The sequence below is a fragment of the Sphaerisporangium sp. NBC_01403 genome (genome assembly GCF_045040145.1).
In the GTDB taxonomy this organism is placed as follows: domain Bacteria; phylum Actinomycetota; class Actinomycetes; order Streptosporangiales; family Streptosporangiaceae; genus Sphaerisporangium; species Sphaerisporangium viridialbum.
In genome coordinates, this window is record NZ_CP109534.1 from 6,185,042 (window position 1) to 6,206,893 (window position 21,852).

General features: G+C 65.5%; 10 protein-coding genes and 1 pseudogene. 8 read left to right on the forward strand and 3 right to left on the reverse strand.

The genetic code is table 11. From position 1 onward, the window contains the following. Positions 1–10: 10 nt before the first annotated feature. The 4 genes and pseudogenes from OG589_RS27550 to OG589_RS27565 form a co-directional block, all read left to right on the forward strand. The gene (locus tag OG589_RS27550; protein WP_405140681.1) at positions 11–1,822 is read left to right on the forward strand and encodes a hypothetical protein; all 1,812 of its coding nucleotides are present in this window, start codon (positions 11–13) and stop codon (positions 1,820–1,822) included. Continuing rightward, positions 1,819–3,408: a hypothetical protein gene (locus OG589_RS27555; protein WP_405140682.1), complete on the forward strand. Its 1,590-nt coding sequence runs from the start codon at positions 1,819–1,821 to the stop codon at positions 3,406–3,408. Before OG589_RS27550 ends, OG589_RS27555 begins: the two co-directional genes overlap by 4 nt. Next, a complete protein-coding gene (locus OG589_RS27560; protein WP_405140683.1) occupies positions 3,389–8,599 on the forward strand; it encodes an FtsK/SpoIIIE domain-containing protein in 5,211 nt (1,736 codons plus the stop codon). Before OG589_RS27555 ends, OG589_RS27560 begins: the two co-directional genes overlap by 20 nt. An 85-nt stretch (positions 8,600–8,684) precedes the next feature. Further along, positions 8,685–8,831: pseudogene (locus tag OG589_RS27565) on the forward strand (DDE-type integrase/transposase/recombinase); the annotation flags it as partial. Between the two features lie 66 nt (positions 8,832–8,897). On the opposite strand, the gene OG589_RS27570 reads toward OG589_RS27565, so the two are convergent. Continuing rightward, positions 8,898–11,165, reverse strand: coding sequence for an AAA family ATPase (locus OG589_RS27570; protein ID WP_405140684.1), 2,268 nt, complete (start codon positions 11,163–11,165; stop codon positions 8,898–8,900). A gap of 571 nt (positions 11,166–11,736) precedes the next feature. On the opposite strand from OG589_RS27570, the gene OG589_RS27575 reads away from it, so the two are divergent. The 3 genes from OG589_RS27575 to OG589_RS27585 all read left to right on the forward strand — a co-directional run bounded on the left by OG589_RS27575 (position 11,737) and on the right by OG589_RS27585 (position 18,499). Continuing rightward, positions 11,737–17,055, forward strand: a complete 5,319-nt coding sequence (locus tag OG589_RS27575; RefSeq protein WP_405140685.1) for a sacsin N-terminal ATP-binding-like domain-containing protein — start codon at positions 11,737–11,739, stop codon at positions 17,053–17,055. Further along, on the forward strand, positions 17,031–17,291 hold the full coding sequence (locus OG589_RS27580; RefSeq protein WP_405140686.1) for an HNH endonuclease: 261 nt from the start codon (positions 17,031–17,033) through the stop codon (positions 17,289–17,291). The genes OG589_RS27575 and OG589_RS27580 overlap by 25 nt, the downstream gene beginning before the upstream one ends. A gap of 233 nt (positions 17,292–17,524) precedes the next feature. Beyond that, entirely contained in the window at positions 17,525–18,499 is a 975-nt protein-coding gene (locus OG589_RS27585; protein WP_405140687.1) for a NaeI family type II restriction endonuclease, read from the forward strand. Between the two features lie 373 nt (positions 18,500–18,872). Here the strand turns inward: OG589_RS27585 and OG589_RS27590 are convergent, their stop codons facing one another. Both OG589_RS27590 and OG589_RS27595 read right to left on the reverse strand, forming a co-directional pair. Continuing rightward, entirely contained in the window at positions 18,873–19,289 is a 417-nt protein-coding gene (locus tag OG589_RS27590; RefSeq protein ID WP_405140688.1) for a TOTE conflict system archaeo-eukaryotic primase domain-containing protein, read from the reverse strand. A 375-nt stretch (positions 19,290–19,664) separates the two neighbouring features. Continuing rightward, a complete protein-coding gene (locus OG589_RS27595; RefSeq protein WP_405140689.1) occupies positions 19,665–21,038 on the reverse strand; it encodes an IS1380 family transposase in 1,374 nt (457 codons plus the stop codon). A 267-nt stretch (positions 21,039–21,305) separates the two neighbouring features. Between OG589_RS27595 and OG589_RS27600 the strand changes: the two genes are divergently transcribed. Beyond that, the gene (locus OG589_RS27600; protein WP_405140690.1) at positions 21,306–21,851 is read left to right on the forward strand and encodes a UTRA domain-containing protein; all 546 of its coding nucleotides are present in this window, start codon (positions 21,306–21,308) and stop codon (positions 21,849–21,851) included. Position 21,852 lies beyond the last annotated feature (1 nt).

Genomic DNA, 21,852 nt, shown 5'->3' on the forward strand with positions numbered 1-21,852 from the left:
GATCCGCCAAATGAGAGCCGACTCACAGGACGCCGTCGTCGCGGTGGGGAGCCAGACGGGCTCGCAGGCCACGGCGTACGTCCACGGCCCCGTCGATGCGGCGATTACCGAGCTGGCATCTGCGCCACACCGGCCCCACGCCATCTTCGTGACCGGGAGCGCGGGAGGAGGCAAGAGTGGTGCACTCGAGTACCAGCGCCAGGAGCACGAGGGCCTGTTCAGCGCGATAGTGGAAGACGCCACGCACGCGGACAGCCCTGGGGAGGACCAGGCAGACAGCCTGGCACGTCGGCTCGCCGCCCTCGCCGACGACGCGCACCAGCGGCCCAGTGCTCCCCTGCTGGTCGCCGCGAACATCGGCATGCTGATCCAGCTCGCCCCAATGTGGGAGGAGCGCGGCTACAAGTTCGCGGCCCTCGTACACCAGCTGTTCACCCGCCTGGGGCTGCCAACTGCCGAGTCGGCCGCGCCGACTGAGCTGCCGCTGAAAATCGTGGTGCTGAACCTCGACCACCGTCGGACGTCCGGCGACGGTGGCCTGCTGGCCTCCATGCTGCAGCGCCTGTCTCCCGGCGCACCCGGGAGCCTGTTGGATGCCGGGGCGTGCGGCAGCTGCCCGGCGATCTCCCACTGCCCAGCGCACGCCAACGCCGTTCTGCTGTCGTCCGTCGCCGCCTCCGGGTTCGACCAGCTCGCGCGCCGCGCTGCCGTCGAGCGCGGGCGCAGCGACACACCCCGGGCGCTGTGGGACCTAATCAGCCGAGTGGTCCTGCCGTCTGACCTGTACGACCGCTTCCCCGACCCGTGCGAGGCTAGCGTGCGGGCTTACCGCAGCGACGACACCAGATTCGTTCTCGCCGGCCTGCTCCCTGTCACCGCGTTCACCGCTAAAGGTGAGGTGGGACCTCGCATCGCCACGCAGGCACCGGCCTTCGCACCCACCAGGCAGGCCTACAAGGCGTTCGCCAGCGCAGGTCTGCTCCCTGCCGAGGACGCCGCACCGGTGCGGCGCCTGTTGCAGGCAGTACAGGAGGCCGGGCTGGATGCTCCTGCCCTGCAGACAGCGGCTCAGGCCCTGGAGAGGGGCTTCAACGGTGCCGATTCTTCCCAGGAGCGGGCATGGCGCGACCTGGTGGCGCACACGGTGCTCGGCTCCCTCTACTTCCTAGATGAGCTGCCGGATCCCCAGAAAGGTGAAGAGCAGCAGTTCTTCCGCGCGCTGGAGGCCTATGAACGTTGGCAGGCGGCCGAGCTCGCTGACAGTGCGGACGACCCAGCGGTGCTGCAAGAGATGGAGGCGGCAGTGGGGTCAATGGTCGCAGAGCTGGCGGAGGGCTTCGCTGCCCTGTTTGGCGCCCGAGCGGTCAGTGACACTTACCTGCCTGTGCACAACTACGATGCCCGCGAGCAGACCCGGGCCTACGTGAAGTTCGAACTCTCGCTAAATCAGGACACCCCACCGATGCTGGACTTGCCGTCCAGCACCAATCCCGACGGGGCACGCCGGGTCGGTTATCGGCCGATGGCTGTCACCCTGCGCCTGGAGAAGGCACAAAACGGCCGACCCAGCACGGAGATCGCAGTCGACCTGCCCTCCTACCGGATTCTCAGTGCCGCGAAACGTGGCATGGCCAGCAGCGGCGACGCCGAGCGGGTCTATGCCCTGCGCCGGGCGGCCGGCACGCTGGCCCGGCTCGCAGCCACCCGGTCCGATGTCTTCATGCTCGTAGACGACCCCGGGTCGGGATGCCGCTACATCATCGAGCCGAAGCGCAGCTTCACTGGAAAGCAGACCCTCAGTGCCAGGATGGTGACCGAATGACGCCCCGAGAAGTGGCCGAGGCTGTTTCGGCAGCTGCTGCGGCAAGGGGTGCGACAGCACGTGTAGACGGCCTGACCGTGAACGCTGCGTACAGCGGCCGCACGGCGCAGTTCAATCTGCCCGTCGACAGCGCCGACCTTGACAGCCGCGCCAGCATCCCCGGCGCCCTGCCTTCACGCGCCCGCGGCGATGTGCGCGAGAAGACGCTCTACAACATCCTCCAGGACATGGTTGGGCAGCCGGAGTCCCGCATCAGAGACTCCGCGCTCCGGGAGGCGCTCGCCAACCTGCTGCCCGCCGACCCGAACCACCGGCAGGTCCTCGCAGGCGTCGCGGAGAAGCAGTACTGGATCCACCCAAGCGTGGCCTCGGGCGGTACACGACCGTTCCTGGCGCCCTTCCATAGCGACCTGCCCGGCAGCTTCAGTTACCAGGGCCGATATAAATCCTTTCGCGGCAGCCTCCTGCTGTTCCTGTGCTGGGACGGTGAGGACTTTGACCTCGCGCTCCCCTCGGAAATCATCAATTTCCTCGGCAGCGACGACGGCCTTAACCCCCTGGACCGGGCATTCCTGACCGCCGCACGCGGCCTTGCCGGTCTGGAGACAGCTGCCGCAGCTGATCCGGAGCGTCTGGTGCAGCAGTTCGGCGCCTCCTTGAGGAAGGACTTCGCCCAGGGGGCTTTCGACCAGGAAGGGCTGGACCGCATCCGCCGCGACCTGCGGACTGTCGTGGGTCTCGAACTGCCCCGCCACGAGAAGGCGCACGCCCTCATTGTGGTCTTCAGCCTCCACATCGCCCTGTACTACTACCGGCTCGCCTACCGACTGGGTGAAGGCCTGCGCTCCGCAGCGCAGGTACTGGACGGGCAAGAGTTGCCGGACCGTCCCGACTTCCATGGGCGAATTTTCTTCCGAGTCGGCAGCGCAGGCGACCGGCCGGTCCGCGCATCCGACCCCTGCGCCCGATCGTGGTGGGACCTGGACGAGCAGCACCTGCTGGCCCTGCCGGCCAGCATGGTCTCGGCGAACCTGCTCCACGAGGCAGCGCAGGCCAGCGGTGTCGATTGCGGGCCTATACCCGATCCTTACGCGTGCGCGCAGGCTCTGGCCGCAGATCGGGTCGGTGCGGTCTTGACCGACCTCCTATGCGCAGCCTCAGCAGCAATTGTGCAAAGCGGCCAGCTGGACCCTGGCGCCGACGAGCCCGGCACCGGAGGGTACGCGCTGCGTGAGACGGTGCTCGCCTCCTTCCGCAGCCGCAGCAGCCTTAAGCAGCGCGGACGCGACATCGTGAACACGCTCGTCGGCGGATTCGGAGGCGAACTGAAGCGTGTTCGCGGGCGTGTCCGATTCTTTGAACTGGACGAGCAGGTCATTTTCCTCCTCGTCAAGCTCATCCTTGCCAGCTCGCAACGGCACCAGCTGGCCTTCCGCAAGGACTTCTTACCCGCCTTGCGGAAGTACGGCCTGGCCCCGCAGAGCGCCACAGAAGAAGAGCTCCTTTCCCAGGCGCTGGGCCGACTGGGACTGCTTGAACGCTACAGCGATGCCGGGGAGGCACTGTATGTCCGCCACATCCTCTGACACCGCAGCCCGGCAGCGCTTCGCTGCACTGGCTGTCGAAGCACTCCAGAAGGCCCTGGCCAAGCCGCAGTGGGCAGGCCGCCGCCTGCTTCTGCGCGGCCTGCATGGCCTGGTACCTGCCGACCTCCTGCCCGCCCTCCTGAGTGCTGCAACGACCATGGCAACGGTCTACCCCGACGGCCCGCGCGGAGCCCCGCACACCATCAAAGTGATCCACTTCGCGGACGGATCGCTACTCATCCCCTACCTCGTCGCCCCCTCTACCTCCACGGCGACACCCAACACTGGAGGAGACGGCTTCGCAGCCGCGCTGCGCACCCACTTCCTCGCCGGCGCCACCGAGCCGAGGATCCTGCTCATCTTGGATCAGCAGCCGCCAGAGACGGTACTGTCCACCACCGAAGACGCTACAGAGTTGGACGAACTTGCATGGCCAGCCCTCGCCCGACAGGCAGCCGCTTCGGCCGCCCCCTCGCTGCCTGCACTCATCCAAGCCGTAATGGAGGACTACCTCACCAGGTGCGCGCAGGACGCCCGCACCTCCTGGCGGGAGGCTGAGCGACTGCAGGCCTGGGTTGCGGCCTGCAAAGACCAGCCGGATCGGGAGATTGGCCTGGCCCTGCCGGACCTCGGCTTCTACATCGCCGACACAAGCCCCACCGTCCGGCGCCTGGCCAAGTGCGCCGACTGGCGGCGCGACCTGGACGATTGGGTCGCCTCCCCCTCAGCAGAGCTGGCACGAAAGCTCGCCTCCAAGCGGATCTCCGCCGAAGGCGCCAGCAAGGTCGTCCAGGCTCACGGCCTGCGAGGCCTGGACTACAGCAAATTCACCCTCGATGATCTCGCGCCCGGCAGCGGAGGAACGCTTCTGGGCCTCGACCCCGTGCGTCCCGTCGCCGAGCCGCGTGTAGCGCTAAAGGGCCAGCACAGCCTTGCCGTATGGCTACCCGCAGACGGAGGCGAACTTCATCTCACCCTCACCCGCCCCCTGGCGCCCGGCGAGCAGGTGCGCATCCGCTGGCAGCACGACCGATACCACTCCCTTGAAGTCAGCGGCCGAAAAGCGGTGGCCAGCATCGCCCCTCCGGCAGGGGGACGGTGGCTGTTCGGCACCGTGGAGCTGGTCTCTCCCAGCGGGGCCCAGCCGGTCCACCTAGCCGTGTTCTTCAGCAGCGGCGACATCGCAGGATTCGAGCAGGCCCTGGTGATCGACCCGGATGCTGGCGGATTCATATGCGCCGACCAGCCACAGATCAGCGTTTGGGAGGCCAGCGGCAAGGAACTCGGTTCGGCGAAGCTCACCGGTCCAGAAACAGCCGCAGACAGCAACGGCCCCGAGCTTGTCACCGGCACGTGGCAGGGCACCCCCGTCGGACCGGTCCCGGTCCTGCCCCGCAGAGCCGAAGAAGGCGACGCGGACCAGGACGAGCCGTTGGACACCGAAGATCCCGCCGGGGGCCCCAGCCCCTCCCCTGCCAACGACGAGTCCAGCGGAACCGACGACAACCCTGCCGGACAGGAGCAGGACCCGCTGCTGAACCAACAGGCGCACGGCCGCGGCGAGGTACCACTGGCCGACCATGAGCAGCCCACCCTGGCCCACGCCATGCTGGCCTTCCGCCAGCCCAACTGGCCGGAGCACGCATCCATTCCCGAAAGCGGCGACACCTTCCAGGAGACCGTCGTCACGGCAAGATACGGCGCCCAGCGCCTGGTGGTGCGCCCCCGGCTGGGCAAGACCAACCTGCTCCTCCCCGAGCAGCTGATCCTGCAGCACCCCCACGCGACCTCCTATCGCATCCACGACCAGGACATCGAGGTCATACAGGCCCTCCCGCAGCCAGAATCCGGCTGGAAGGCAGAGATGCAGGCGTTCACCGAAGCTAGGCGCGTGTTCTTCAAGCTTGCCGCCTCCATCGGCAGCGTCTTCGCCCTTGACCCCCGCCTCCCACAGGCACGCGCCTACACCAGCGCGTACCGGGCCCTCCTGGCAGCCCTGCCCCGCACCGGGGTCTCCCGCACCGAATACGAGCAGATCCTGTCGATCGACACGACCGAGATCGCCGGCATCCCCGATCTGCTCATCGCTCCCACCAACCCGCTCAGCGTCGCCTACTACGCCTCATTGGCCGACCGCTTCGCTGCACTCGCCGCAGACGGCGCAGAAGCACTCGACAGAGCCGACATCAAGGCCTTCTCGCCCCAGTACCTGCTTCCCCTGCTCAAGGCGGACAGCGGCTGGCACGAGGCCGCCCCGAGCGGCACAGCCTTCCTGTGGAGGCGGTACCGCCCGCTGGACGGCAGCACCCCCGGCGCGTTGGAGCGCAACAGCTCTTTCATCGCCGGCCGCATCGCCTTCTTCCTCGACGTCCACCCGGGACTGAACACCCGCGACACCACAGTGGCCGTCACCTTCGCCAACCCTGGCGCCCGGCCAGCCCTGGATGCGCTCCGAGACTTCTACCGCAAGGATCTGACCGGCCAGGCCTACACCCGCCCCAAACTCCAGGTGGTGCTAGCCGGAGGGGACGAGGACACCCACCATGAGGTCGGCGCTCTGGTGGCCTCCGCAGCCTCGGACCCGCTCGACCGCCTGGTGTGCACCCGCTCGGTCATCCGCCACCGCCCCGCACAAAGCGAAGACACCGAAGAGAGCAATGAGGATTTCTCCCACCTGACCTTCCTCTTCCGCAGTCCCGGCGAGCGCAGAGTCCGGCCAGTCAGCCTGCACCACCGCGCAGGAACCGCCTACGCCCGCGCTCTGGCCTGCTCGCCGGGCCGCGTCGTTATCCCCGAAGCCGACCCGGTATTCGCCACCGGCGTCTTCGCCCCTGAACCCAGAAGCGGGGCGTCAGATCTCGAAGCCATCCAGTACCGGTGCCTGGAACTCGTCGGGGGGCAGGGCGGCGAAAACCTCGTCCCGGGGCAGACACGCATGGTCACTGTACGCACCTCTGATAAGGACCTGTCCGAGTGGTACAGCAGGTCCGCCTGGGTCGTCCATCTGGACCGCCTTATCGGTCTGGAGGCCTTCACCCATTCAGACGAAGCGAGGCGCACCCTCCTGGAGTACGAGGAAGGAGCCGACCCAGGCACCTACGGCTACGACGGCATTACCGGCACCGAGTACCTGAGCCCCTACGTCGCCGCGCTCAACAGGGCACTGGACGGCATCGCAACCCCCAACGAGGAGCAAACTCGCTCCTTGATGTCCCTGCTGGAGAGCGTTTCCGGCAGGTGGGCCCTGCAGATTGTCCAGCGCCCCCAGAACAAGGTCCTCGAACGCGCAGGGACCGCGTGTGCCATCCGATACGCGCAGACGGCAGAAAGGGCACTCGACTACACGCCCGGCCTCCGGGCTGTCGTCTCACTCGAAGAACTCATCCCGTCCTTCCCTCAGGCTGGGATACCGCGCCGACTCGCCGCAACCCGCAGGAACCGGGACGCGATGTGCGACGACCTCCTGCTCGTGTGCGTTATCCCCCGCGACGACCAGCCTCCCCTTGTCCAGATGAGCGTCGCTGAGATCAAATTCTGGAGCGAGGCGCCGGACTACAGCGCCGCTGCCGCCCAGGTCGAGGAGAGCATCCGGTGGCTCGCCCGCAGGTTCCAGGACCCCGGCCCGCTCAAGGACCTCAGAGGTTGTGAACTGGCCGAGCTCATCCGCTCCGCCGCAGCGCGCAACACCGCGTTCGGACTCGCCGACGCAGCCCCCGCTTACGCTGAAGACCTGCTACACAGAATCGCGGAAGGCGGCTACGAGCTCGGCTTCGGCCACTGGCGCAACGGCTCCTACCGCCGGGGACTCGTCGTCTCCGTTGAGAGGAACGCACCCGGCAGCCTGTCACTGACGCAGCTCAACGGTGCCGACGGACCAGTCGACATCGTGAGCATCCGCGGCCAAGCCGTCCGCAGCGCCATGCGTGCGGACCCGATCCAGGCCCCCGAAACCTGGCCCTGTCTTGACCCCGTGCCTCCAACGGGACCGCCCCAGCCCACACCTGCCGACCCTGGCGACTTTGACCTGGCCTCAACAAAACCGGATCCGCCCGGGCCGCAGAACCGCCCGGCCGCCGACGACGGCCAGATATCGGCCCTCCCGCAGGAGCGGCAGTCCTCCCAGGAGCAGCACGAAGAGGTTGCCGCCGCCGCGCGCCACCTGGACAGCGCCTTCGCCAAGTACGGCCTGGCTGTCGAGCCGTTCGACACTTCTCTGGCCTACTCCGGTCCCAGCGTCATCCGCTTCCGGACCCGCACGCTAGGCAAGCTCTCCATCACCGATATCGAGCGGCGGGCCAGAGACATCAGCAGGGAGGTTGCCGCGGTAGGCGAAATCGCCGTTGGCCACGAACCGGGGTATGTGACCATCGACGTGCCCCGGCAGAACCGGCGGTCCGTCCCCTTGGCCGAGGTTCTGGGGGAGCTCGACCGACCCATGAAGCCGGGAGCCCTGTCCTTCATCGCCGGCGTAGCTCCCAGCGGATCGGTGCATGTTGCCGACCTCTCCCGACTCCCGCATCTGCTCGTCGCCGGCGCCACCGGGTCTGGGAAGTCTGTGTTCCTCAGAGGCCTCCTGGTCGAGCTGCTGCGCGCGCGCACGTCGGCCCAGCTCGAACTGGTTATCGTGGACCCCAAGAGGCTGGACTTCGCGCCCTTCGCGAAGGCGCCTCACGTCCGCAACGGCCAGATCATCAGCGACCCCGATGCGGCGCTGGAGATCCTGCGCAGCACCCTGGATAGCGAACTCGAGCGCCGCCAGCCCATCCTGGAGGCTGCGGGGGTGAGTTCTGCCTCGGAGTTCTACGAATCCGGCGGCACACTGGAGGAGCTGCCGCAACTGGTCATCCTGGTCGATGAGTTCGCCGACATAGTCCTGTCCGGGAGCGACCGCAAGGCGTTCAGCGAGCTCATCCAGCGATACGCGCAGCTCACGCGCGCCTACGGGATCTTCCTCGTCCTCGCGACCCAGCGCCCCAGCGTCGATGTCATCACTGGGAGCATCAAGGCGAACCTCAGCGCCCGGATCGCCTTCTCCCTGCCCAGTGCCCGCGACTCGATGACCGTCCTAGACCAAGGCGGAGCAGAGAGCCTGCTCGGCGACGGCGACCTGCTCTTCTACCGCAACGGCAAGGTAGAGAGACTGCAGGCTCCCCTCACCAACCTCTCGGACGTACGAGCAGTCCTGAGGTAGCAGCACGCCGGGCCCCACACCGCTGACACCTCTAATGCAGGCACCGCAGGAGGGGCCCTAACTTCGGCGGTTTTAAGTGGTGCCACCGACTTGGCAGGGATTGCTCTACCTAGCCGTTGTGATGGATGTGTTCTCTCGGCGGATCGTCGGCTGGGCGATGGCCGATCACATGAGCACCGGTTTGGTCACTGACGCGCTAGCGATGGCGATCCATCAATGTCCTCCCAACGGTGGGGCTGCCCGCGCCACCAGGCAACAACATCCGCCTGACGGTCAGTGTCGTATGCCCGCCTGGGCTCTACGGCGAAGCCGGATCCACCAGATCGAGAAGGTGCTCGGCCGCGCGTCGGAACTGCGGGTGGGGGAGATCCTCCGTCCTGCACTCCGCGATCACCTCGCTGAAGAACGCCGTCGGGAACCTCTTCGCTTTCGGCAATCCCATGGCCCTAAGTGCCCACTTCTTGAACGAAGCGGGTGTCTGAGTCGTGGTCTGTTCTTCCTCCCATTGCTGGAGCAGGTCGTCCCAGCCCGGAAACGTCGCCTCGGGAAAGGCACGGCGGACGGCGCTCTCTGGCAGGGCACAGATGATGTCCGGATGGTCATAGCGGACGAACCGAAGGGCGTCACCAAGGTGTCTCGAGAGGTCGAGAAGGGCTCGCTCCGCCTTGCTCAGGGGAGGGTCAAGGGCCTCCAGGTTCTCGCGGGAGCAACCCCGAACCTCGTCCAGGAAGGCCACAACCGGCAGACCGAGCGCGGGAATGACGGCGGCGTCCGCCAGGCCGCCCAACTCGTTCGAACCCTGCAACGGCACGACCAGTACGCGCTGTTGCGCGAGCTGCGGGCCGTAGAAGTGGTGTAGGAGGCGGCGGTCCCAGTCCCCTTCTACGACCGCGATGGCGCGAGTCAGTTGAGCGAGTGCATCACGCCCGAGTCCCAGCTCGAAACCCAGTTCGCGGGCACGGACGCCGACATCGGCGCCGTGGACGGGCGGCAATGGCCGGACCTGCGTGGTGGCGCCTCTCTTCGTGACCTGGCAAGTGGCCACTTCATGAGGGGAGAGCGCGACGAAGACGGGCGAGTGGGTGGCGACGACGACGGATTGGTGCTGCCGAGCCTGGTCCAGGCACCAGACGGCCACCTCTGTCTGAGCGGCGGGATGCAGGTGCTGTTCGGGCTCGTCGATGAGCAGGATCCGCGGTTTAGGATCCGTCTCGCCCTCAGCACAGGAATCCGCCGAGAGCCGTACGGCGGTCGCGACCCACCTTCGTATCCCCGCACCCAGGTCCGCCAGGGGTATGGCAACGCCGGGATCTTCCTCCGGATAGTCGTGCCCTGCGACGCCAACCGGCCCGCCCCAGTCCGCCTCGATCGGACCGGCTTCGTCGGCATGATGCTGGAACGTGATGCGGCATCGGCTCGCCGATGCGTCCCACTCCGGCACGGGCCGAATCTCCAGGCGGACCTTGCCCTGGCCGGCGACGAACGGAATCAGGCGGCGGTTCGCTTCGTGCTCGACAACGCTGAGTGCCAGGCGCAGTTCCGGGCGAACCCGTAGCCACTCGTTGTTCTGTTCCAACCACTGGGGGCTACCGGGATATACGAAGATGTCTTCGACCGCATGGGCTTCGTCCATAGCGTAGTCGGACGGGTCGACCCGGCCCGCATGGTCCGGGTGGAGGCAGCGGTCGCAGAACAAGTCCTCAGCGCGCATCCCGTCGCCGGCCTCCGGCCGATGGAACAACCGGTCATGAACGGTCTCGAGCGCCCTGTCCAGGTAGCGTTCCACGGCCACCGCATCGCCATCGACCACGCGTACACCGCCCAGCCTGCCGGCGACCCACTCGAAACCAGCGGGGATGCCCGGTGAGTCACTCGACGGTCCACGAGTGAAGGCGGTCAAGGGCGGCCATCGGCCGGTCCACGACTCCAGCACGCCGACGATGTCGCTGAGCGCCCCCTCGGTCAGTAACGGCTGCATCCGGCGTGCGAGCTCGGCGGCCTCTCGACCGGACGCGGAGGATCGGTCGCAGGCGAGCTCGACCATGAAGTCTTCCTGCACGATCAGAACTGGTTCCACGAGCAGGAGGTCCACCAGCCGATGCGCATCCGCGGCCGCCGATCCACGGACCCCGTGGGTCAGCGACCGCCGGACGACGTCGTAACAGCCCTTCAGCGTCGACCGGTCACCCGGGTCGTACAAGTCTCCTCCGTACAACCACCAGGCGCTGCCGCAGTACGCGCCGACCCCGTCGGTGATCTCGAGCGGGCCGCGGCCTTCTTGCCAGGGCCAGGCCATCATCTGCCTCAGCACTTCGCTGTCGGCGCCATGCCCAGTGGAATCGATGTCGAGCTTGACCACAAGGCCCAGACGGGCGTGGCGTGTGGCGTCGCGACCGTCGGAGCGGCGGAGAGCCTTCCGGGCAACGGGATCATGGGCGCCAATCGCCTCGATAAGGTTCGTCTTACCCGATCCGTTCGGACCGAGAAGGACGGTCAGACCTCCGAGGGGGATCTCGGCCGTACGGATTGACTTGTAGTCGGCGACGAGCGCTGCGATGACTCGCACCAAGCCTCCACAGAAAATTGCTGGAAGTCACGTTAACAGTCGCGGGTCGTAGCGGGCAGTGGGAGCAGCTGACCGCGGATTATTTGGCCAAGGTGAGCAGGAGAAGGAACTCGTCCGCGCGCAGCGGGAACATCAGAGCCTCCATCAATCCCGGCGCGGATCATCGCGTAGCCGTCTCCAACAGGTCATCCCCCGAGCCGGAGCCTAGCTCTTGGGGCAGGAGCTCCTGCGGGTGGCGGTGTAGAGCACGAACAAGATCCTGCACAACGCTTTGCGGTCATCGATCCGCTTGCGTCCGGGATTTCCCAGTGATATTGAATCGGCGCTCAGCATGAGGTGGAGGCCTTAATCCAAACGTGACACCACCGCCCTAAACCTAGATTCGAAATCGAAAGGGTTCACCCGGACGGGACATCTGCCAAACCGGGGCAACTTCAGTTAGGGACCTGCAAGACTCTGGGGATGATCTCATCCCAACACCGACGGCGATACCGCAGTGGTGGATGGGACTTGTCTCCTGCAGGCTACCGATCATGGTGGATTGATGCCAAGCAAAAATGATGTTGACGCAGTGACCGCCAGCAACCGCGGCATCGAAAATGCGAGCCAGCCGCCGGACCTGCCACCTTCCGGCCCGAGTTTCGCCCATGCCGCCAAGACAACGGTCCTGGAGCGGACCCAACGCCGCATCGAACTGTTCAGCCAGGCGGGAGACGACTGGCGCTTCGCCGAAAGCTTGAAGTCGATCAGCGAGGACACCGCCCAGGAGTATGCGGGCCGGGCAGTCTTGGAGCTCGTCCAGAATGGCCACGATGCCCTGCACCCGGACCAGCCGGGAAGGATTACAGTCTTGGTTGATCTACAGGCAGAACAATCGGTCCTCTACGTCGCAAATGAAGGAGCGTCGTTCACCGAAGGAAACTTCAGGTCCATCACGGAGTTCGCGCTCTCGGACAAAGGTCCCGGCGAGGGCATCGGCAACAAGGGACTCGGCTTCCGTAGCGTCTTGCAACTGACGGACTGGCCGGAGGTCTACTCGAAGGCCAACACCTCCTCGGCGGCCTTCGACGGATACTGCTTCCGGTTCGCCACACCAGATGATCTCTCTGCGATTGTCGATGATGCCGGCCTGGCTGCGCGGGTCGCGGAGCAGGTGTCGCCACTGGCGCTTCCGGTCCCGGCTCAGCCTGTTGACCCAGTCCTGGCAGAGTTCGCGGAAGCCGGGTTCGTCACAGTCATGCGACTGCCGCTTCGCAACGCGGTGGCCGCCGCTGCCGCGATTTCCCAGGCAAAGGCTCTGGCTGCCAACGAGGCGCCGCTGTTGCTCTTCCTCGACCGTATTGCGGCATTGACGGTGGAGGTCCGCGACGGCGAAGGGCGGGCTAAGCGTCACGTGCTCACCCGGTCGGAGGGCCGATCCGATCTGGTTGCGGAGCAGACGCACGACTGGGTGAGCGAGGTTGACCTCGGGGCCGCGGGGCGGTACCTCCTAGCCCGCCGCCTGCTTCCCGTTGACGAGCTGAACGACGCGATCGAGCGGAGCGTCGAGGCGCGCGAAATTGACGACCGGTGGCGGAGCTGGAGCGGCGAGGCTTGGGTAGGGGTGGGGTTGCGGCTCGACGCGGAGATGCGGTACGGGCGGCTGTACACGTTCTTGCCAATGTCGGAGGGCGCTAAAGCGCCGCTGTGCGCACACGCCCACGCCCCGTTTTTTACCAAACTCGCTCGCTTGGACCTCAGCGAAAGCGTCGCCCTCAACGACTATCTGCTTGGACAGCTTGCCACGCTATCCATGAACCTGTCCCGCCGCCTTCGTGTGGAAGCGCCCCACGATGTCGCTGCCCGACTCGTCCTTGACCTAGTGTGCTGGGATCCGCCGGGCCGACTGAACGACGCCTTCGGTAGCCAACTCGGGCAAGAGCCGATTGTGCCACTCGGCGGGGGGACCCGCTGGGGCACTCTAGAAGAGTCCTACACCTGGGCGAATGAACCCAGGCCGTGGGGAGCGCTTACGACGGATGCCCTGGCGCAGGTCGGGGTGAAGTTGCTCGACCCGTCGGTGGGTCACAGCCGCAGCAAACGAACCGTCGATCTCCACCAGGCACTATTCAAGACCCCGATGCGCCCACCCTTGGAGGTGGTAGCAGACTGGGCAGAACGCGTCGCCGCCCGGATGCGCCCAGCCAGCGAGACAGAGGCATTTCGGGCATGGGCGGATTTCTACGACGACCTCGAACAGGCGTTCCGACACAAGCCCGACGCACTACATGGCAGAAAGATCATCCTGGACCGGGACGGAGATCTGAGACCCGCTCTCGGCGGGCCATCACAACCCGGACAACATGACCGGACCATCTTCTTATCCCCCGCCGAGGACGACGACGCGGTCTCCCGTGTCCCGCATGATCTACGGGCGTTGCGGCGACGAATCAGCTTCACCCACCCACAAATCCCGTGGCGCCGCCCGGGGCGCGGATTCCTGGAAAGCCACCAGCTTGTCCGCGAATACCGAACCGATCGTGTCTTCGATGCGATCAAGGACCTCCTCGCGGCCACCACCTCCGACCCGTTGCGCCGCGATGCCCTCAACTTCGCCTTTGGCCAGTTCGTCACCCTCAACAAGACGCAGCGCACCAACCTGGCCCGAATCGGCTTCTTTGTCCCAAAGGCGGACGGCACCTGGGCCAAAGCGTCGGAATCCCTGTTTTCCCCTGCGTGGGGCACTGAGGGCGCCCTGCGGCTAGAACAGTTCCTAGCCGAAGGCGGGTCGGCGGTGCCACCGTTGGCGGCACTGCCTCAGCGATGGATCACCTCACCTGACCAATGGCCTGCCCAAGTGCGTGACACGGAGGCCTATCGTGAGTTCCTGCGTAGCATCGGCGTGCGAGACGGACTGCTGTTGTTCAACCTCGGCACGCGCCTCAGCGAGCGCAATGGCGTGGACCTCAAGCCCCGCGCCCTCGCGCAGCAGTTTCACCTCGACGACCGGCTGGCGCAGAGCTGGGCAGCGGACGTAGAGGCGAACTGGAGCGGCGGGGCGCACCCATGGACGACCTACACGTTTAGCCAGCAGTTGGTCTATCTACCGGGCGCACCCGCCGTCGAGACGCTCAGCGCGCCTGCTCGACGCCAGTTCGCTGAGCTGATCCTTCTCGGGTTGCGCTCGTGGGGGGACCACGTCTTCTCGGTCACCGTACGCCGACCAGGCCGCCCGCTTTCGCAACAGGACCCGCACATCTGGCCGACACCGTTCGCGTCCTACCTTCGCCACCTGCCATGGCTGCCCGTCGAGGACAGCGAGTCCGGCAGCCTCACATTCGTCCCGCCAAGCCAGGCCTGGTTCAGTCGCGACAGCGAGCTTCCGGCGTTCATCCCGGGCATACCGTTGTCGATCCGTCGCCTGCTAGCACAGGACCAGCCGCTCGCCCGCCTCCGACAGGCCGGCCTGCGGATATGGGAGGATCCTCACCAGTCCGGTGCGGTCGTCAAGGAACTCGGTTCGATCCTGGCTGAGGACGCGGTATCGGAACACCTCAGCATTTCATTCAAAAGACACTATGCCAGGGCATGGACGGACGCGGCCCGGCTCTCAGCATGGCCGTGGACGGTGGGTGAACCGGTACGGCTCGCTGTCGACTATGGGGCCACCCTCACAGCGATCACCGCTTCCGGCCAGCAGGAGGTGTATGTCACGGACGAGGCGGCTCCACTCAAGGAGTCACTGGTAGCGCTGGCCGGCCACCCCGTCCTGATCACGGAGTCCGACGCCGGCGAAGCCGTCGCCCAGATGCTCGAGGCCAACGGCATCGGGGTCGCACGACTCTCCGAGACGGAGGTGAAGGTCCTCGACGGCGAAACCCTCATCGTCGCGTCCTCCGACCACCCGTTGCTGACGGAGGGCAAGGCCTGGCTCACGACGGTCGTTGCACTTGTCCTCGAACTAAAGTCAGGAGCCTTCATACGTCGCAGCGAACGCGGCATCCGCGCATTACTGGACCGGCTGCGCGGAACCCGAATTGCCCGCGCGGGCGAGGTCGAAATTCTCCTCGACCGGGTACGGGCGGAACCGTCAAAGACCACACGCAGCCTGCCTCTGCCCGATCTGCACCATCCGACGGTCGTGGTCTGGAACAGCGACGGTGTCTGGGACGAGCTCCAGGCATGTGCACCGGCGCTCTCGCAGCTACTCGGCCAGCCCTCACTGCAGGACGCCCTGGAGCTGGCGTTCGTCAAACTCCACCGAATCCTCGGCGACGACCCGATCAACCACATCGACGACCAAACGCTAGCGAGCGCGCTCGACACGACGGAGTCGAGAGTTGGCGAGCTACGGCGCGGCCTCACCGGCGAGCTAACCGACCTGGTCCACCTGCTGCGCCCAGTGCTCATTTGCGCCTCGGGCGTCGGTGACCTCGATGCGATCGACCAAGCCCTGGCCCGCGCGAACTCCGAGAATGTTCTCCGGGAGGCGATAAGCACCTGGGGAAGCTCACTTCCCCACGACGTTTCGGAGATCATCGTCAGCGCACGCCGGTGCCGTTCACTCGCCGAATTCCGAGACGATCTGGGGCTGGACTTCGGTCAGTTCAACGTCGTCCTATCCGTCCTGGGACCCCCGTACACACCGATCGTCTATCCCGACGCACACGACCAGATCTTCGACGAATACGTCCGAGCACACGCGCCCGTTGTGCTCGACCGCCTGCGGGAACACTATTCACCGCTGGCCGCCCGCGGTGAGGACGTCTCTGGGTATACCGACGCCCGCCGTCTTGATGGCTTGGTCCCCGATCCCGCGTGGTTACTGGAGTTCCGCGTCCCGCCTCAGCACGAGATGCGGGCCACGGTAGGCGCCTGGCTTCGGCAGCACGGCGCACAGGATGATCTTGTCCGACCCAGCGCCCTGGAACCCGTGGAAAGGACCCGGGCGTGGAATGCGACGCGTCTGGACTCCCTTGTGCCGACCCTGCTGTCATTGATCTCCGCCTGGTGCCGCCTGAGGGGCGCGGTCGTGCCGGCTGGATGGGCCGGTTCCCCGCTTACCGATGTCAAAGCGGCACTGCACCACTCCGGCCTGTCCGACCTTCTGCGTCTTGACGAACCACGGCTGCTTAACGTCGTGGCCGACAGCGTCGGGTGGCCACTAGGCATGCCACGCACCGCGAATACGGATGTACTCGGGCTGGCGTCCGGCGACCTCGTAGTGCGCAACGTACAAACGCCCGGCGGTTCAGTGAATAGCCCAGACCGCTCCACGATCAACGTCGGCAACACCATGATCATGGTGGGCAATGCCCATCTTGCCGAAATCGCTGACCTTGCCTCTCAGACGGTCGATGAAGCCTTTCTGTCCCAGCCCGGCACAGTGCTCCTCAATGAACAGTCGGGCGACCGCACCCAACGCCCGCCGGGTTCGCAAACGCCCAGGACCGTGGCGGTCCGGATGGCGCGGATGAGCGAGGACCAGCGCAGCGCTGTTGGGCTCATCGGCGAGGTGATCGCCCGCGCGTGGCTGGCGCGCCGATACGGCGAAGTCCGGTGGCGGTCAGGGTATGCGGCCATCCTCAACGCTGACCCCGATGCGTCAGACGGCCATGGCTACGACTTCGAAATCCCCTGGCGTAACACCTCGCTCCTCTACGAGGTGAAGGCACTAACCAACCTGCCAGGGGAACTGATCGAGTTCGAGATGGGCGAGTCCGAGGTGCGCGCCGCTCAAGAACGTGCCAATAGTAACCGGTATCGGATCTTGCTGATCACGTCTGTGCTGGACCCGTCGAGCCGCCGGATATACGAACTGCCCAGCCCATTCTCTGCCAAGGGACGGGGGCGGTTCCGGGTCGCCGGGCGCGGCCTGCGCTACGAATGCGGTCCACTGGAAAGCGGATAGGCGAACCCTGCCGACCAGGCGCCACAGCGTTTGCCCTGCCGGGCCGGAGAGCGGCGGGGCAAACGCCGCTACATCGGCGCGACTTCGAGCGGCCATACGGCGACTGCGGTGCCGGTTATATCGAATGCCACCACGTCATCCCTCTCCATCAAGCGGGCGAAGGACTCACCAAACTCGCCGACCTAGCCCTTATCTGTGCAAACTGTCACCGTATGATCCATCGACGCACACCATAGCCCGCCCCGTCCGAGCTGCGAGCACTAATCCAAAGCCGCCATGTAGACTAATAGCGAAGGTGCCTGATTTCTTTCTCAACTCAACTGCTCTGCTTCTCCACTCATTCACAGCAGGCTGTTCATGAACGACTCTAGTCCCATGGCCACACTGCGTGGTTTGCCTTGAAGGGTCGTTGCCCATCTGAGGGCGGCCGGAGACACAACTGACACCTGTCAACTCTAGAGTCCTGCTCATGACTGATTTCCTGGACCTTGAGTTCCCGGAACCTTCGGTTCCTCACATGAGTAATGGCGTCGGTAGTGATGACCTGGCCCTTGACCTTGTCGAGTCATGGTTCCGTAGCCAGACGAAGATGCAGGAACGCTTCGGTAAAGTCTTCCGTCAATCTATAGATGAGGTCTTAGATGGGCAGCGAACTAGCCGCTTCGACATTTACGCTGCAAGTGTGACTAAGACCGAGCGCACCTATCTCGGAACCAAAGTAGAGATCATCTTTCAGGACGAGTTTCAGCTGCACCGCGGGCGTAGGATGGACTACTTAGTTGCCGGTCATGAGGTAGATGCAAAATTTTCGATGATAGCACTCTTCAGACAAGCGATCCCGCGCGAAGCTATGGGACACATCTGCCTGATCATGTACGCATCCGACAAGAAGGAATGCTTCTCAGTCGGGCTTGTCCGTGTAACGCCAGCTATTCTCAACCCTAGCGATAATCAGGACAGCAAGAAGACCATAAGCTTTGCCGGGCGAGCACACGTCCGATGGCTAGTGCGGGAAGGACGGCTACCCAATAACCAGCTTCTCCACATGCCAGAGCATATACTTCAGGCAATCTTCGACCGGCGCCTATCGAAGCAAGAGCGAGTCAACACACTGTTCGAGCTGGTGCAGGGCGAAATGATCAACCGGAGGACGCTGGTAACGGTTGCGCAGCAACAGGACGGGCCCAAGCGGGCCCGCGATGCACGGCTCGCTCTCTGCGATCAAGGCATCTTGATTCTGGGCTACCGCGATGGGCACCCAGAGATAGCACGCGATCTTGGACTCCCAGTTCCCAAGCAAAGCGAGTGGATCAGTATCCGGGTGATTCCTCGCCCTCAGACCGATCGCCGCCCTGCAGCAATGATCAGAGGCTCGTACTACGTAGTTGCACGACCAGACGAGGAGCCCTGTGCCATTCAGGCCCGGTATGGCACGGGCGAGTAGGAGCCTGGCGCTTCACTGGTGATGGACATGGCGATCGTGCGCACGGCATGCGGGGCTCACCAGTAAAGGGGCCGGTCGGCGTCGGCCTCCAAAGCGGCGCGGTGCTCGACAAGCTTGGGATCGCACAGGCCGACCGAACCGCGCGGAGAGCCTTCCATCCTCTAAGCGACAATCCTCGCCTCAACCGGGAGATCAAGCCATGTTGATCACTAGATGGGCCAGCATGGGGCCATGGTTGACTAAGGTGCAATACTGATCGCTCCTTTTACCGCCACCAGGCGACTCCCGCCGGGCCGCGCGGCTTGACGACGTTGCGGGATATGCGCGGGATGGAGCCACCGACCGATCGTTTGCCAAGAGGTTACGGTGCAGGTCAGAGGGACAATGGGGCGGAGGGCGGCAGTCCACTTCTAATCCGACGGTTCGAATCCCTGCAGGGCGCGCCTCTCACAGTCAGCCAAAAGAGCCCCTGAACAGCGGTTTCATGGCCCTTGGCTATTTGTTGCTGTCGGGCTGTGCCCCGGCCGTCGCCGAGGATCTGCGGCCGGTTGTCGCAGGTGTCGTCGGGCAGCATGGGATACAACCCGACGTGCACTTCACGGCCGGAAGTCCGGCTCAGATGCCGGGTGAGCACCTCGTCGGTCAGCGGGAGGAACTCCCGCTCGGCATCACTTCTCCTCGTCCAGTACTCCTTTTCCGCGGGGCTCCACGCGTGCTTGCCGGTCTTGCGGCTGAGGTAGCGGGTGGCGTAGACGTCGGTCCGGCCGGCGAACAGTGCTCGAAACAGCAATATCGGCGGAGAGCTCGATCATTATCGACGAGAGATAATGAAGGACAACAAGGAAGGGGTCGAATCCAAGAAGGCAGGCGCAAGCCGTAACTCGCCGTCCCCGGGCGCCTCGGCCCCAACCTCATCACAACAATCCGCTCCCCCTACGGAAACCGGCGCCGCACAGCAAGTCTTCGATGACGGCCTGTTCCCGTCGGAGGGCACATTGTTCTAGCCTCGATCTTTCGCGATCTTCGTTTGGTCGGCTGAGCGGTTCGGCTGGGAGTTGAATTCGCCGTTGTGGTCAGCCCAGTGGCCCGGCTGTCGCGCCGGGTGGGCGGGGTTCCACGGGCCCGACGGGCTCCTTTCGTGCTTGTTGGGGCGGTTTTGTGGTGGTCAGGTTGGTGCGGGTAGTGCTTGTAGCCGGGCGATGGCGGCGGTGAGCTGGCCGGCCCAGGGCCAGCGCGCGGGCAGGCGCAGTCGTAGCCTGCGGCCGCCGCGGACAAGGCGGGCGGCGACGGCGAACAGGCGTAGCCGAAGGCGTTTGGGTTCATACCGGCGGGCGTGCCCCTCCAGGGCGAGCATCTGCATCCAGGCCAGCAGTTCGCAGGCCAGCGCGACGATCTCCAGCCAGATCTGGTTCTGGGCGAAGTCATGCAGCGGGAGGTTACGCAGGCCGGTGTCCTTGGCGGCTCGGATACGGTCCTCGCAGCGGGCGCGGCGGCGGTGGCGTAGCTCCAGATCGGCGAGCTGACCGGCTGGGGTGTTGGTGACAAAGCAGGTGAAGCGGTGCCCATCGATATCGGTGAACCGCAGTTGCGCCCCCGGGTGCGGGCGTTCCTTGCGAACGATGAGGCGCATCCCCTTCGGCCAGGCCGACAAATCCAGCATGCCGGTGAGCTCGGCGACCCAGGCGCCGGGCCGCACCTGCCGGTCGGCGTCGTAGGCCGGCGTCCAGGCACTGGCGGGCAGGGCCAGGATCGCGGCGCCGATGTCGTCGGTGAGGGTGAACCCGATCGAGTAGGGCAGTCGGCGGCCGGGCCGGGTCAGCCAGGTGAGGAACCCATGGGTGCCGCCGCCGGAGTCGGTGCGGATCAGCACACGGCGACGGCGGTTCTTGGGAAGCTGGGCCAGGGCCAAAGTGGTGGTGTCGATGTGGTCGGCGGCGGTGTTGGACCCGGCATTGCCCGCGCGCAGCATGATGGCCAATGGTTCACCGGCAGCGCCGGGGCCGTGGTCGGCGAAGGCCGTCATCGGGTGAAAGCCGAAGGTCTTCTTCCAGGTTGGTGTGGCCTGCTGTTTGTCGGAGTGGGCGATGACGATGGTGGCGTCGATGTCCAGCGGGATCAGTTCGCCCTCTGCGCCGGGCGCATCATGCCCGGCCAGGGCCCAGGCCCGCTCACGGGCGGCGGCACGGGCTACGCGGATGGCCTTCAGCGCCCGCATCGGGTCGGCGGCCAGTCGGTCGATCAGCCGCGAGACGGTGGGATCGGAGGCCACGGGGCCGAACAACTCGGGCTGAGCGCGCAGCATCGCGATGTCGGCCAGGCAGTCCCCGCCCAGCGCCAAAGTGACAGCCAGATCAGCGATGACCTTGCCGGGATCGTGGACCGCCCGCGTCGGCCGCCACCGCTCCAACCGATCCGATAGCGCCCGCTGCAGACCGGTGATGCGCAACGTCTCCAACAGCAGCAGCCCGCCGGCCTGCGAGATGAGCCCCGAACCGTCGGCGGACACCACGATCTTGCGCTGAGAGACGATAGTCTTCACGTGAAAAGTGCCTTCTGAACTGGCGCGGATTGGACCCTAGACAAGCCCTATCCTCCCAGCTCAAAGGCACTTTTCTCATGTAAACGATCAAGATGACTCAAATTCGCCGCGAAAGCCGCAGGCTAGAGGGAACAGAGCAGCGGCGCCGTACGTCCCACGCTCAACACACCGTGGCGTTCCCTTCACGCGGTCGTGATGGGGGGGACAGTGGCCGGTAGAGTGAGACCGGCCTTACTACCTTGCCACCTAAGCCACTCGGGGTTCTCCATGGACGATTTTGGAGGCTGGATCGGCAGTTCGGAGTCATACCTGTCCCCACGCGCGCCGGGGCAGGCGGATGCCTGGTCGGAGGAACTTTCCGAAACGGGCAGGTCCGGCTCCCAGCGCCTTCGTGAGGTGACCGAGGTCGCGCCACCCGCCCCGGTGGCCCAGGCTCTGCGGATCGAAGAGGGTGGCATCGCCATCGTTCGCCGCCGAGTGATGCTTGTGGATGAGCGGCCGGTTGAGCTCACCGATTCGTACTACCCGGCAGCGGTCGCCGCCGGCACACGGCTTGCCGAGGCCCGCAAGATCCCTGGTGGAGCGTCTACTCTTCTGACGGAACTCGGCTATGTCCCTGACGAGGTGTACGAGGACATCTCCATCAGTCGGGCCATGGAGGAGGAGGCCGCACTTCTCGACGTGGAGGTTGGCACGCTGGTCGTTGTGCTGTTCAGGGTTGTCTTCGCGGCGGGACGGGTGCCGTTCGAGGCTTCGGTGATGACGATGCTTCCCGAAGGTCGCCGTTTCCGTTACCAGTTCAAAGTGAGATGAT